The sequence below is a fragment of the Sphingomonas sp. Marseille-Q8236 genome (assembly GCF_965112005.1).
In genome coordinates this window covers 139289-152767 of record NZ_CBCOPO010000001.1, presented here as the reverse complement: position 1 = coordinate 152767, position 13479 = coordinate 139289, and the positions used below count along the sequence as shown (strand labels likewise).

At 67.3% G+C, this 13479-nt stretch carries 11 protein-coding genes; 8 read left to right on the top strand and 3 right to left on the bottom strand.

Annotated features, from left to right (window positions below; translation table 11 throughout):
- Positions 1–74 precede the first annotated feature (74 nt).
- Both ACWPWT_RS00755 and ACWPWT_RS00750 read left to right on the top strand, forming a co-directional pair.
- Positions 75–1478 (top strand): NAD(P)H-dependent flavin oxidoreductase, encoded by a 1404-nt coding sequence (locus ACWPWT_RS00755; protein WP_454278155.1) that lies wholly within the window; start codon positions 75–77, stop codon positions 1476–1478.
- 9 nt (positions 1479–1487) lie between these two features.
- The gene (locus tag ACWPWT_RS00750) at positions 1488–1973 is read left to right on the top strand and encodes a hypothetical protein (RefSeq protein WP_454278154.1); all 486 of its coding nucleotides are present in this window, start codon (positions 1488–1490) and stop codon (positions 1971–1973) included.
- Between the two features lies 1 nt (position 1974).
- Here the strand turns inward: ACWPWT_RS00750 and ACWPWT_RS00745 are convergent, their stop codons facing one another.
- Positions 1975–2166 (bottom strand): hypothetical protein, encoded by a 192-nt coding sequence (locus tag ACWPWT_RS00745; protein WP_261269836.1) that lies wholly within the window; start codon positions 2164–2166, stop codon positions 1975–1977.
- A gap of 181 nt (positions 2167–2347) precedes the next feature.
- Here ACWPWT_RS00745 and ACWPWT_RS00740 point away from each other — a divergent pair, with 181 nt between their 5' ends.
- Positions 2348–2710, top strand: coding sequence for a hypothetical protein (locus ACWPWT_RS00740; RefSeq protein WP_261269835.1), 363 nt, complete (start codon positions 2348–2350; stop codon positions 2708–2710).
- A 21-nt stretch (positions 2711–2731) separates the two neighbouring features.
- Here ACWPWT_RS00740 and ACWPWT_RS00735 read toward each other — a convergent pair whose 3' ends face one another.
- Positions 2732–3730 (bottom strand): 2-hydroxyacid dehydrogenase, encoded by a 999-nt coding sequence (locus ACWPWT_RS00735; protein WP_454278153.1) that lies wholly within the window; start codon positions 3728–3730, stop codon positions 2732–2734.
- A 123-nt stretch (positions 3731–3853) separates the two neighbouring features.
- On the opposite strand from ACWPWT_RS00735, the gene ACWPWT_RS00730 reads away from it, so the two are divergent.
- Positions 3854–4354, top strand: coding sequence for an SH3 domain-containing protein (locus ACWPWT_RS00730; protein WP_454278152.1), 501 nt, complete (start codon positions 3854–3856; stop codon positions 4352–4354).
- A 65-nt stretch (positions 4355–4419) separates the two neighbouring features.
- On the opposite strand, the gene ACWPWT_RS00725 is transcribed toward ACWPWT_RS00730, so the two are convergent.
- Complete coding sequence (locus ACWPWT_RS00725; protein WP_454278151.1) at positions 4420–5601, bottom strand: acetyl-CoA C-acyltransferase; 1182 nt, start codon at positions 5599–5601, stop codon at positions 4420–4422.
- A gap of 89 nt (positions 5602–5690) precedes the next feature.
- Here ACWPWT_RS00725 and ACWPWT_RS00720 point away from each other — a divergent pair, with 89 nt between their 5' ends.
- From ACWPWT_RS00720 to ACWPWT_RS00705, 4 genes are all read left to right on the top strand, one after another.
- Complete coding sequence (locus tag ACWPWT_RS00720) at positions 5691–6452, top strand: prepilin peptidase (protein ID WP_454278150.1); 762 nt, start codon at positions 5691–5693, stop codon at positions 6450–6452.
- On the top strand, positions 6449–6871 hold the full coding sequence (locus ACWPWT_RS00715; protein WP_454278149.1) for a hypothetical protein: 423 nt from the start codon (positions 6449–6451) through the stop codon (positions 6869–6871). The genes ACWPWT_RS00720 and ACWPWT_RS00715 overlap by 4 nt, the downstream gene beginning before the upstream one ends.
- Positions 6872–6973: 102 nt before the next feature.
- Complete coding sequence (locus ACWPWT_RS00710) at positions 6974–9202, top strand: BamA/TamA family outer membrane protein (RefSeq protein ID WP_454278148.1); 2229 nt, start codon at positions 6974–6976, stop codon at positions 9200–9202.
- Positions 9202–13434: a translocation/assembly module TamB domain-containing protein gene (locus tag ACWPWT_RS00705; protein WP_454278147.1), complete on the top strand. Its 4233-nt coding sequence runs from the start codon at positions 9202–9204 to the stop codon at positions 13432–13434. Before ACWPWT_RS00710 ends, ACWPWT_RS00705 begins: the two co-directional genes overlap by 1 nt.
- The last annotated feature ends 45 nt before the right edge of the window (positions 13435–13479 follow it).

Genomic DNA, 13479 nt, shown 5'->3' with positions numbered 1-13479 from the left:
GTGCCGTTAATTCCCCCTCGCCTAGCGTTCCTAACACGCTATATGGGACCCTTTCGGACAGACAAGGTAACGACGTGTTCAAAGGCTTGAGCCCCATCCTGTATAACGGCCGCGAGGTTTGGCCGCTGATCGAAGGGGGCAAGGGTGTCGCTGCGACCAATCACGCCTCGGCGGGGGCTTGGGCGGCGGCGGGCGGCGTCGGGACCGTCTCGGCGGTCAATGCCGACAGCTATGACGCCGAAGGCAAGATCATTCCCCAGATCTACCGCGCCCTGACCCGGCGCGAGCGGCATGAGGAACTGATCGAATATGCCATCGAGGGCGCGGTCCAGCAGGTGAAGCGTGCCTGGGACATCGCCGGTGGCAAGGGCGCGATCAACATCAACGTGCTGTGGGAAATGGGCGGCGCGCAGCGGGTGCTGGAAGGCGTGCTGGCGCGTACCAAGGGGCTGATCGCGGGCGTCACCTGCGGTGCGGGCATGCCCTACAAGCTGTCCGAGATCGCGGCGCATCATCAGGTCAGCTATCTGCCGATCGTCTCCTCCGGCCGCGCCTTCCGCGCGCTGTGGAAGCGTGCCTATTCCAAGGCGTCGGAATGGCTGGCGGCGGTGGTCTATGAGGATCCCTGGCTCGCCGGTGGCCATAACGGCCTGTCCAATGCCGAAGACCCGTTGCAGCCGCAGGACCCGTATCCGCGCGTAAAGGCGCTGCGCGATACGATGCGCGAGGGTGGTATCTCGGACGAGGTGCCGATCGTGATGGCGGGCGGCGTCTGGTACTTGCGCGACTGGAACGACTGGATCGACAACCCCGAGCTGGGCAAGATCGCCTTCCAGTTCGGCACGCGTCCCCTGCTGACGCAGGAAAGCCCGATCCCCGAAGAATGGAAGCAGCGGCTGATGACGATCGAGCAGGGCGATGTCCTGCTCCACCGTTTCTCGCCGACCGGTTTCTATTCCAGCGCGGTGCGCAATCCCTTCCTGCGCAATCTCGAAGCGCGGTCGGACCGGCAGATCGCCTTTTCGACGCAGGAAGCGGGCGACCATGTCTTCCAGCTCGATGTGGGCGTGAAGGGCAAGAATTTCTGGGTGACCAAGGGCGATCTGCTGCGCGCGCGCGAATGGTTCGGCAGCGGCTTCACCATGGCGCTCAAGACGCCGGACAATACGCTGGTCTTCGTCAGCCCTGAGGAAGCCAAGGAAATCCGCAAGGATCAGGCCGACTGCATGGGGTGCCTGTCGCAGTGCCTGTTCTCGAGCTGGGCCGATAGCGAGACCAACTCGACCGGGCGTCTGGCCGACCCGCGCAGCTTCTGCATCCAGAAGACGCTGCAGGACATCGCGCATGGCGGTGATGTCGAGCAGAACCTGATGTTCGCGGGACATGCGGCCTATAATTTCAAGTGCGATCCCTTCTATTCCAACGGCTTCGTACCGACCGTGAAGCAGCTGGTCGATCGCATCCTGACCGGCGACTGAGCCCGGAGGATGACGCCGGAGCTCGCCACGACGTTGCGAAGCGTCGCGGCGGCGATGGCGTCATTTCCCGGGGGTTGGTGGATTATCGGCAGCGCGGCCTTGGCGCTGCACGGCATCGAGGCCGGGCCGGTGAAGGATGTCGATCTGTTGGTCGACCTGTCGCTGGCACCGGCGGTGCTGGACTGGCTGGGCGTCGCGCCGCTGACGCTGCCGCCCGATCCGCTGTTCCGTTCGGCGGTCTTCGCGCGATGGGATGTACCGCGCGTTCCGGTCGAGGTGATGGCGGGGTTTCAAGTCTCGCTTGGCGGCATTTGGCGTCCGGTCGAGCCGCGATCCCGCGAGCGGACGATGATCGGCGATGCCCCGCTGTTCGCACCGGATCGATCCGAATTGTTGTCGCTGTTCCGCCTCTTCGGGCGCCCCAAGGACGCCGCGCGCATTGCCGCGCTGGAGAGGGCGGGAGTGAAGCCGAGCCCGGATTCTCCCGCCCGATAGCTCAGTCGGCAACGGTGCCGACCACCGCGCCCGCCGTGCCGCCGACCGCCGCGCCCTTTTCCACGCTGCCACCGGTCGCCGCTGCGACCCCGGCGCCACCCGCACCACCGATCGCCGCACCCTTCAGCGTCGAACAGGCCGAAGTCGACAGGGCGAGCGCGGTGAAGGTGAGGGCAATTGCCAGCTTTTTCATGATGGTAGCTCCTGTTGGAATGACAGGAGGGGAATGCAGCGACGAACCCTCGGTTCCGCGTCGCAACATTTTGATATGGAGCAAGGTACGGGGTTCCATTTTCGCCTGTCCGCTGTCGGTCCGTTAAGCAGTCTGTCGACGCGCGGTTGATCGGCCCAATCGCTTGTGTCAGGCGCAGGCCATGCAGTCAGACATGCGGGCGATCATCGCCGCCTCATCCCATGCGCTCGTGAAGGGCAGGAAAGTCGCCGGACTCTATGACCAGGCGGAGGACCGCCATCGTCGGATCGCGGCGGAAGCGCGGGGCGAGCATCTGCAGGGCTTCGACGGCGACCGTGGCGTGAAATTCGGCGGCACACTACCCGAAATTCAGGACAATGCTGCCGGGGGATCGATCCATTTCGAGATCGCGGATGGCGAGGCGCGCGGCTATGATCGCAGCAGCGCCGGCCATTTCACCTGCCGAATAGACGACGATCTGGTCCGGCTATACGATCACGCGGTCGGCGCGTGGTTTACATTCGGCGTCCAGACCGTCGACTGACGCAGGCGCGAGGGGGCGGGCCTAAAGCCACCCCTCCAGCACTTGATCCGGCGGGCGGTGGCCATCGGCCCAGCTTCGGATATTGGCGATGACCCGCTCGCCCGAGGCCATGCGCCCCTCCAACGTCGCCGAGCCCATATGCGGGGTCATCACCACATTGGGGAGCGCGAGCAGGCGAGGGTCGATTTCCGGCTCGTGGCGCCAGACATCCAATCCCGCCCCCGCCAGCCGTCCCGCTTCCAGCGCGTCGACCATCGCATCCTCGTCGACGATGCCGCCCCGGCTGGCATTGATGAGGTAAACGTGACTGCGCATCAGGCCGATGCGGCGACGATCGATCAGGTCGTGGCTGTCGGCGTTGAGCGGCGTGTGGATCGACACGATGTCGACCGCGCCCAGCATCGTGTCGAGATCGGCGTGCCAGGTCGCGCCCAACTCCGCTTCGATGCTGGCGGGCAGGCGGCGGCGATTATGATAATGGATCGACAGGCCGAACGCGCGTGCGCGCCGCGCCACGCCCTGTCCGATCCGCCCCATGCCGACGATGCCCAGCGCCTTGCCGCCGATCCGGTGGCCCAGCATCCCTCCGGGGCTCCACCCCTTCCAGGCGCCCGACCGGACCAGCTTCTCCCCCTCGGCCAGGCGGCGTGGAACCGACAGGATCAGCGCCATGGTCATGTCGGCAGTGTCCTCGGTCAGGACGCCCGGTGTGTTGGTGACGATGATGCCGCGCGCGCGCGCCGCGCGAAGGTCGATATGGTTCACGCCCGCGCCGAAATTGGCGATCAGCTTCAGCCGGGGGCCAGCCTGGGCGATCAGATCGGCATCGATCGCATCGGTGACGGTGGGAACCAGCACGTCGCATTCCGCCACCGCCTGGACCAGCTGATCGCGGCTCCATTTCTCGTCGGTGCGGTTCAGATGCGTGTCGAACAGCGCGGCCATCCGGTCCATGATCGGATCGGGCAGTTCGCGGGTGACGACCACCCTGGGGTTCAGGCAGCGGCGCGGATCGACCATGGCCACGGGATTGCGGCAAGCCCGGCACCGCGTCAACCGGCGATGCGGCGGCGGAACATGGTTGAAGCATCCCCCCGCCTCGTCGTAGAGCCCGGAAACAGCGGGCGAGAAGAGGGAAACAGGATGCGCAGGTCCATGATCGGACTGGCCTTGGCGGCGGTGACGGTGACGATGGGGCCGATCGCGTCGGTCGCATCCGCCGCGCCCGAGAAGCGGGCCATGCCCTATTATGGTTCGATCGGCGCGTCGCTGGCGCGGATGCGGACCGGCCCCGCGCGTGCCTATCCCGCCAGCTGGACCTATCGCCGTCCCGATCTTCCGGTGAAGATCGTCGCCGCGTTCAAGGAATGGCGCAAGGTGCAGGACCCCGATGGCACTGAGGGGTGGATGCTCGCCGTCCTCCTGCGGAACACGCGCACCGCGATCGTGCGCGGGTCCGAACCCTTGCCGATGCGCTCCGCACCCAATGACACGGCCAAGACGCTATGGCGTGCGGCCCCCGGCGTCGTCGGGCGGTTGAGCGAATGCAATGGCGGCTGGTGCCGGCTGGACGTGAAAGGGCAGGCAGGCTTCGTGCCGGTCGGGAGCCTGTGGGGCGTCGAGCCCGGCGAAACGCTGCCGTAAAAGCCAGGCGGTCGCTTGCGGCCGGGCCCGCCCCCTCCGCCTGCGCGAGGGGGACGGAGCGCCCGTTACATCAACTCCACCGCCATCGCGGTGGCCTCGCCGCCGCCGATGCATAGCGAGGCCATGCCCCGCCGCGCGCCCTTCGTTTCCAGGGCGGAGAGCAGAGTCGCCAGCACCCGCGCGCCGCTCGCCCCGATCGGGTGGCCCAGCGCACAGGCGCCGCCATGGACGTTCAGCCGGTCGTGCGACAATCCCATGTCGTGCATCGCGATCATCGCGACCGCCGCAAAGGCTTCGTTGACCTCGTAGAGATCGGCGTCACCCGTCGACCAGCCCGCCCGGTCCAGCGCCTTGCGCATCGCGAAGACGGGCGCGGTCGTGAAGCGCGCCGGCGCATGGGCATGGGCGGCATGCGACACGACCCGTGCGATCGGGGTAAGGCCCAACCGATCCGCGACGCTTGCCCGCGTCATCACCAGTGCCGCCGCACCGTCCGAGATGGACGATGCATTGGCGGCGGTGATCGTGCCGTCCTTGGCGAAAGCGGGCTTCAAGGTCGGGATCTTCGCCGGATCACCCTTGGCGGGTTGTTCGTCGAGCGTGATCCGCTCCTCGCCCTTGCGGGTCTTGACGGTGACCGGCACGATTTCCCGGTCGAACGCGCCCGCTCCCTGCGCCGCCTTGGCGCGATCCAGCGATGCGATGGCGAAATCGTCCTGCGCCGCCCGCGTGAACTGATAGTCCTGCGCCGCCTCCTCGGCGAAATGCCCCATCAGCCGCCCGCGCTCATAGGCGTCCTCCAGCCCGTCGAGGAACATATGGTCATAGAGCGTGTCATGCCCGATCCGCGCCCCGCTCCGATGCTTGTGGCTGAGATAGGGGGCGTTCGTCATGCTCTCCATGCCGCCCGCGACGATCATCTCGGCGGAACCCGCCGCCAGCGCTTCGGCGGCCATGATCGCGGCCTGCATGCCCGATCCGCACATCTTGTTGACGGTGGTCGCCTCGACATGCTCGCCCAGCCCGGCAAAGATCGCCGCCTGCCGCGCCGGGGCCTGGCCCAGACCGGCGGGCAGGACGCAACCCATATGGATACGCTCGATGGCGGCGGGATCGACGCCCGCCCGCTCGACTGCACCCTTGACTGCCGCCGCGCCCAGTTGGGTCGCGGACAGGCTCGACAGGCTTCCCTGGAACGACCCCATGGGGGTGCGGGCATAGGACAGGATGACGATGGGATCCGTCATGGCGCATACTCTCCGATCGAAATGTTTTGCCGCGGCCTTACGCCTTTTGCCCGTGGCGCGCAAAGGGGCGGCGGAGTAGGGGCGACGCCATGACGTTCGGGGCGGCATCGGGACTTTGGGCCTGTATCTATGGAGTGGCGGGGGCGATCATCGGGTCCTTCATCGCCGCCCTGGTGCTGCGCTGGCTGGACGATCGATCGGTGCTGTCGGGGCGTTCCGCCTGCGACGGATGCGGCAAGACGTTGCGCACCTGGGAACTGATACCGATCGTCAGCGCCGTCATCCTACGCGGGCGCTGCGCGCGCTGCGGACAGCGTATCGACCCGGTCCATATCCGTGTCGAGCTTCTGGCCGTCCTGGTCGGCGCGGTGGCAGGTTGGCTGGCGGGGCCGGACGGCTGGACGGGCGCGATGTTCGGCTGGTCGTTGCTGGCCCTGGCCTCGCTCGACGCGCTGGCCTTGTGGTTGCCCGATCGCTTGACCGCGTGGCTGGCGGGGGCGGGCCTGGTGACCGGGGCGCTCGGCTTCGCGCCGCTGCTGGGGGACCGGATCGTCGGGGGGCTGGCCGGGTTCGGCGCGCTCTGGGCCATTGCCGCTGGCTATCGCCGGTGGCGCGGGCGAGAGGGGATGGGCGGCGGCGATCCCAAGCTGCTGGGGGCGATCGGGCTGTGGCTGGGCTGGCGGATGCTGCCGGCCGTGCTGTTGGCGGCATGCCTGATCGGGCTGGGCCATGTGCTGGTCCGCCGGATGCTGGGCGCGCGGATCGCGGGGAACGACATGGTGCCGCTGGGGCTGTTGCTGGCGGTGGCGGCTTACCCGTGCTGGCTGTTGATGATAGCATCGGCACCATGATGGTTTCGCCTCTCTTCGCCCTGGCGCTGATGCAAGCGCAGGTCGCCGTTCCGACGCTGGGAACCCTGCCGCGCCAGCAATTGCCGGAACGGGGATGCGCGGCCTATCTGTGGACGGTGCAGGATCAGCGCTTCGTCGCGATGGTCGCGCCGACGCGGCTGCGGCTGTCGCTGGACGGCAAGGTGATCGATCTGGCGGCGACCGAGGCGGCGGGGGCCGGCGCGCTCGGGCTGGCGAGCAGCACGCGCTATGCCGGTAACGGCGTCACCGCGATGGTGACCATGACGATCGCGCAACGCGAAACATTGCAGGACGGCGCCATCGTCTCCGACGCCAGCCTCAGCATCGCCCGCACGGGGCAGGACGAGATCATCGTGCCCGTCGGCGGGCTGGTCGGCTGCGCCCCGACGCCAAGATGATGATATCAAGGGAACCCTGGCTGACCTTGTGGCGTTTGGGAGAAGCTGGGGGATCGATCCGAACGACGGAAGACCTTTGAGCGGAAAGGGGTTTCTGACGGCGTGGCGGGACGGATTGGCAGACATTACTGGCTCGCGGTCGCGCTGATTGCTCCCTCATCGCTTACTTCCCCGGCCCTTGGGCAATTGTCGAAGCCCGGCACCGCGCCGGCCCAGGGGCCCAGCGTGCCGAAGGATCAGCGCGAGGGAACGGCCGATCCGCAGGCCAATGCCCCGATCGTTCCCGATGCCCAATTCAACGCCGCGCTGCCCCCGCTGAGCGGCGACATCAACGCGCCGCTGGAGCCCATGTCGACCATGGCGACGACCCAGCCGCAGACGCAGACCATCCCCGCGCCCCAGACTGCGGCCCCGCTGCCCACGACCCCGCTGCCAAGCGCACAGACCGCCCAGCCTTTGGCCACCGGCGAGGCGATCGGCCCGGTCGACCCCGAAGACCCGCAACTGGCCCAACCCCTGACTCCGCTCAGCAGCTTCGACTCCACGCCGCTCCAGACCGCCACCGACCCCAAGGGCGAGCGGGCACCAGACATACGCTATGATATGGAAGTCCGCGGGCTGGCCGATCTGAACCTGGACGACGAGTTCAAGGGCTTGTCGTCGCTGCGCGAAGGCAAGGGCAAGGCAGCCAATGCGACCCAGGTGTCCGCGCGTGCGCGCGAGGACGAGCAGTTGGCGATCCGACTGATGAAGTCGCTCGGCTATTATGATGCGACCGCCGTCTCCACCCTGCAGCGCGAGCAGCAGGGCGAGGGCGAGGCGGGCCGGTTGAAGGTCGTGCTGACCGCGACGCCGGGGCGGCTCTATCGCCTGTCGTCGATCACGGTGAATGCGCAGGCGACGACGCCACCCGATCTGGTGCGTTCCAACCTGCCGCTCAAGGTAGGTGACCCCATCGAGGCCGCCCGCATCCAGGGGGCGGAGGCCAATGTCAGCCTCGTCCTGCCGCAGCGCGGCTATCCCTTCGTCAAGGTCGGCGACCGCGACATATTGCTCGAGGATCAGGGGCCGGAACCGGTCGGGGCCTATACCCTGCCCGTCGATACGGGGCCACGCTCGGCCTTTGGCAAGCTGACCACGACCGGCGATCAGGTGTTCGACCTGAACCATCTGAACGTCTTCCCGCGCTTCGATGAGGGAGAGCTGTACGACTCGCGACTGACCGACGATCTGCGCAATGCGCTGGTCGCGACCGGCCTGTTCAACGGCGTCGCGGTCGAGCCCAAGCGGACCGGGCGGATCAATCCCGACGGCACCGAGGCGATCGATCTTCAGGTCACCCAGACCAAGGGCCCGGCGCGGACCCTGTCGGGTGAAGGCGGCTATTCGACTGGGCAAGGCGTGCGCTTGCAGGGCAGCTTCACCAACCGCAACGCCTTCAAACCCGAAGGCGCGCTGATCGCGTCGATCATCGCGGGTACCCAGGAACAGGGGCTCAGCGGCACCTTCCGTCGCTCCAATGCCGGGCGGCGTGACCGGACGTTTCAGGTCATCGCTTCGGCCAGCCACCAGAATTACGACGCGTTCGATGCGTTCATCGGCACGGTCGCCTTCCGCTGGAGCTATGACTCGACGCCGATCTGGCAGAAGAAGTTCACCTATGCCTTTGGCGGCGAACTGACCGGCACGAACGAAAGCGTCTATGATTTCGCGCGCGGCGAACGGGTGCGCGGCACCTATGGCATCGCCGCCATTCCGGGGCAGGTGGTGTTCGACCAGTCCAACGACCTGCTCAACCCGACACGCGGCTATCGCCTGAAACTGAATCTCAGCCCCGAAACCTCGGTGCGCGGCGCGGTGCGCCCCTATGCGCGGACGATGGTGGAGGGGACCTTCTATTATCCCTTCAACGAGAGCCTCGTCATTGCGGGTCGGGCGCGGGCGGGGGCGATCTTCGGGATCGACCGCAACGATCTGGCCCCGTCGCGGCGCTATTATGGCGGCGGCGGCGGTTCGGTACGCGGCTATGGCTTCCAGCGGCTGGGCCCGTTCGATCCGCAGGGCAATCCGGTCGGCGGGCGCAGCCTGAACGAGTTTGCGCTGGAGGCGCGCTATCGCTTCGGCAATTTCGGCATCGTGCCGTTCGTCGATGCGGGCAACAGCTATGAAAGCACGCTTCCGACGGGCAAGGATCTACGCTTCGGCGCCGGTATCGGCGGGCGCTTCTACACCAATTTCGGGCCGTTGCGCGTCGATGTCGCGACCCCGCTGAACCCGCGTCCGGGTGACGGCAAGGTGGCCCTGTATATCTCGATCGGGCAGGCTTTCTGATGGCGGACGAACAGATCATGTCGCCCGAGCCCGCCATCGAGACCGTCGTCGTGCGTCGCCCCTTGTGGCAGCGGGTGCTCAAATGGATCGGCTTAACGATCCTGGGGCTGATCCTGCTGGTCGGGGCGATCCTGCTGGGCATCAACACCGATCCGGGTCGCCGCTTCGTCGCGGACCAGCTGGGCGGTTACACCACGGCGTCGGGACTGAACATCAAGGTCGGGCGGATCGAGGGTTCGCTCTATGGCCGGATGAGCCTCGTCAACCTGCGGGTCAGCGATCCCAAGGGCGTGTTCCTGTCGAGCCCGCGGCTGGACGTGGACTGGCGGCCGTTCGCCTATACCAACAATCATATCGATGTCCGCTCGCTGACCGCCAACCTCGTCACGCTGGCGCGCAAGCCCGAGTTGAAGCAGACGCCGAGCGATCCGAACGCGCCGCTGCTCCCCGATCTCGACATCGACGTGAACCGGCTGGCCGTGCAGCGCTTCGTGATCGGCGCGCCGGTGACGGGACAGCGCCATGTGCTGGCGATCGACGGCAAGGTGCATATCGCGGACCGGCGAGCGCAGGTGACCGCCAGCGCCGACGCGCTGCGCGGGCCCGGTGTCGCGGGCGGCGACCGGCTGCGCCTGGTACTCGACGCGGTGCCCGATGCCGACCGGCTGGCGGTGGACGTGAAGCTGACCGCCCCGACCGGCGGTGTCGTCGCGTCCATGGCCGGGCTGAAGGCTCCGCTGACCCTGTCGGTCGATGGGCGTGGCGGTTGGAAGGCTTGGCAGGGGCGCGCCATTGCGACTTTGGGCGCCGGCGAACTTGCCAATCTGAACGCCACCGCGCGCAACGGCCATATCGAGGTGCGCGGACTGACCCGCCCCGGCCTGTATCTGGAGGGGCCGGTCGAACGGCTGACCGCCCCGGCACTGCAGGTCGCGATCGACACCACGCTGAACGAGCGGCGCGCGGATACGCGGATGAAGCTGCGTTCCTCGGCCTTGATGGTCGATGCGGGCGGTATCCTCGATCTGGCGAACAGCCAGTTCGGCAATTTCGCGGTCGATGCCAAGCTGCTGACGCCAGGGGCGATCGCGCCCAATCTGACGGGCCGCGACGTGCTGGCGCGCGTGGTGCTGAACGGCGCGTTCGCGACGCCGACGGTGGACTATAAAATCCGCGCGGCGGCGCTGGGATTTGGCGAAACCTCGGTCCAGAATCTCTATGCCGAGGGTCTGGCCAAGGTGAATGCCGACCGCATCCTCGTGCCCGTCAAGGCGCGGGCGAGGCGGATCGCGGGGCTGAACGCGGCGGTGGGCGGGCTCACCAACAATGTCGCGATCCAGGGCGATTTCGCGATCGCCATGCCCAATATCCTGTCGGATAACCTGCGTATCCGGTCGGACAATATCGATGCCACGGCGGTCGTCGTCGCGAACCTGTCGACCGGGCGCTACACCGGTGCCCTCAAGGGCCGGGTGAACAACTACCGGGTCGAGAGCATCGGCATCATCAACCTGACCACCGATGCCAATCTGGTCGCGACACCGACCGGCTTCGGGATGAAGGGCCGGGTGATCGCGCGGACGCAGCAGATCTTCAACGAGGGTGCACGCAATTTCCTGGGTGGGAATGCGATCATTCGTGCCGATGTCGAATATAGTCCCGAAGGCATCGTGACGTTCAGCGGCCTGCGGCTGGCCGCGCCACAATTCCGCGTGACGCGCGGTAGCGGACGCTACAACCCGGCCAATGGCACGCTGGCGGTGGAGGCGGATGCCTATTCCAACCAATATGGCCCGATCACCGCAAGGGTGACGGGATCGCAGACCAACCCGGTCATCGTGCTGCGCGCGGCCAAGCCCGGCGTCGGCGTCGGGCTGGCCAACCTTCAGGCACGGGTCGTCGGACGGAACGGCGCCTATGCGGTGAACGCCAGCGGCGACACCAATTACGGGCCGTTCACCGCCAATGTGCTGGTCAGCACGGGGCGGCAGCTGGCGATCGACATCCGCAGCCTGGTCTTTGCCGGGATCAACACCACCGGGCGCGTCGTGCAGACCGCCGCCGGGCCGTTCGCGGGTGCGCTGCAATTCGCCGGGCAGGGGATCACCGGGCGGGTCCAACTGGCCGATCAAGGCGGCAACCAGCGCGCCGATGTGGCGGCGCGGGCGTACAATGCGCGCGTGCCCGGCATGGTCGACTTCACCATCGGCCGCGCCATCGTCAACGCCAGCATCGTCATGCTGCCGAACGCGCCGCAGATCGTCGCCGACGCGCAACTGGCCGACACCCGCTATGGCGAGGTCGTCATTCAGTCGGCCCGCGCCAAGGTCAACTATACTGGCGGGCGCGGCACGGCGCAGGCTGTGCTGACCGGATCGTCCAGCATCCCGTTCAACGTCGCGCTCAATGCACGCCTGTCCCCCAATGATTATCTGATCGCAGCGAAGGGGCAGGCCAACGGCATCAACTTCCGTACGACCAACCCGGCGCGGGTGCAGAATGTCGCCGGCGAGTGGCGGCTGATGCCGACCCGGATCGATCTGGGACAGGGGTCGGTGCGCGTCGCCGGATCCTATGGCAACGGCATGAAGGTACAGACCCGCCTCGACCGTCTGGACATGTCGATCCTCGACGCCTTCGTCCCCAATCTGGGCATTTCGGGGCAGGCCAGCGGCGCGCTGGACTTCACCCAAGCGCGCGACGCCAGCTTCCCAGCAGCCGAGGCCCGGCTGACCATCGCCAATTTCCGGCGCACCGGTCTGGCGGCGGTGTCGGAGGCGGTGGACATCGTCTTCGCCGGGCGGCTTGTGTCCGATGGCGGCGAGGCGCGGGCGCTGATCCGGCGTGGACAGACGGTGGTCGGTCGTATGGTCGCCATGCTCCGGCCATTGCCGCCGGGCAATGGCGGCTGGGTCAACCGGTTGATGCAGGCCCCCTTGTCGGGCGGCATCCGCTATAACGGCCCGTCCTCGGTGCTGTTCTCCTTTGCCGCGCTGCCCAACCAGCAGTTGAGCGGACCGATCGCGGTGGCCGCCGACTTCTCCGGCCGGGTTTCCGCGCCGCAGTTGAACGGCCTGATCCGCGCCGATAATCTGACCTATGACAATGAGGCCTATGGTACTCGGCTGAGCAATATGCAGCTCGCGGGCCGCTTCTCCAACGATCGGTTGGAAATCACCCGGCTCCAGGCCAAGGCGGGAGAGGGCAGCATCCAGGCGCAGGGCACGATCGGTCTGGCGGCGGATAGCGGTTATCCGATCGACATACGGGCGCAGCTCAACAATGCCCGTCTGGCCGACAGCGACGCGCTGGCCGCCACGACCAGCGGCACGATCCGCCTGACCCATAATCGTGACGGCGGCCTGATCCAGGGCGACCTGACCGTGCCCAATGCGCGTTATCAGATCATCCGCCAGGGCCAAGCCGAAGTACCCGAGCTGACCGGCGTGCGCCGTCGCAGCGAGATTCGCACCCCGCGTCCGACCGATCGTCCGGCACCCACGCCGCCGCCGGGGCTGTTCCGCCTCGACCTGCGGGTGCGCGCGGACAACCAGCTGTTCGTCTCCGGCATGGGGCTGGAGTCCGAATGGGAAATGGACCTGCGTATCGGCGGCACCAGCGCGGCGCCGACGATCAATGGCGGCCTTGATCTGGTACGCGGCACCTACAGCTTCGCGGGCAAGCGGTTCGAGGTGAATCGCGGCACGATCCGCTTCCGGGGCGGCGCGCTGACCGATCCTGACATCAATATCCAGGCCACCACCACCACCGACGGGATCACCGCGGTCATCAACGTGACCGGCACCGGCCAGCGTCCGCAGATCAGCTTCACCTCGACGCCGACCCTGCCGCAGGACGAGGTGCTCAGCCGGTTGCTGTTCGGGACCAATCCGGAGAATCTGTCGGCGACCGAGGCGATCCAGCTGGCCGCCGCGCTCAACTCGCTGCGCGGGTCTGGCGGCGGCGGGCTGAACCCGCTGGGCAAGCTGCGCTCGGCCACCGGGTTCGACCGGTTGCGCGTGCTGGGCGCGGACGAGGCGACCGGGCGGGGCACCAGCCTGGCGGCGGGCAAGTATCTGACCGACAATATCTATGTAGAGATCGTGACCGACGCGCGCGGCTTCACCGCCACCCAGTTGCAGATCGCACTGACCCGCACGCTCAGCCTGTTGACCCAGACCGGATCGTTCGGTGGGTCCGCGGCATCTTTGCGCTACTCGCGCGACTTCTGACCACCATGATGAAACCCCGCCGGAATGATCCGGCGGGGTTTCACC

Excerpts from the sequence above, each read along its gene's own strand:
- ACWPWT_RS00740 (WP_261269835.1), top strand. The coding sequence starts at position 2,348 with ATGCAGTCAGACATGCGGGCGATCATCGCCGCCTCATCCCATGCGCTC.
- ACWPWT_RS00745 (WP_261269836.1), bottom strand. The coding sequence starts at position 2,166 with ATGAAAAAGCTGGCAATTGCCCTCACCTTCACCGCGCTCGCCCTGTCG.
- ACWPWT_RS00725 (WP_454278151.1), bottom strand. The coding sequence starts at position 5,601 with ATGACGGATCCCATCGTCATCCTGTCCTATGCCCGCACCCCCATGGGG.
- ACWPWT_RS00735 (WP_454278153.1), bottom strand. The coding sequence starts at position 3,730 with ATGGTCGATCCGCGCCGCTGCCTGAACCCCAGGGTGGTCGTCACCCGC.
- ACWPWT_RS00730 (WP_454278152.1), top strand. The coding sequence starts at position 3,854 with ATGCGCAGGTCCATGATCGGACTGGCCTTGGCGGCGGTGACGGTGACG.
- ACWPWT_RS00750 (WP_454278154.1), top strand. The coding sequence starts at position 1,488 with ATGACGCCGGAGCTCGCCACGACGTTGCGAAGCGTCGCGGCGGCGATG.
- ACWPWT_RS00715 (WP_454278149.1), top strand. The coding sequence starts at position 6,449 with ATGATGGTTTCGCCTCTCTTCGCCCTGGCGCTGATGCAAGCGCAGGTC.
- ACWPWT_RS00720 (WP_454278150.1), top strand. The coding sequence starts at position 5,691 with ATGACGTTCGGGGCGGCATCGGGACTTTGGGCCTGTATCTATGGAGTG.
- ACWPWT_RS00705 (WP_454278147.1), top strand. The coding sequence starts at position 9,202 with ATGGCGGACGAACAGATCATGTCGCCCGAGCCCGCCATCGAGACCGTC.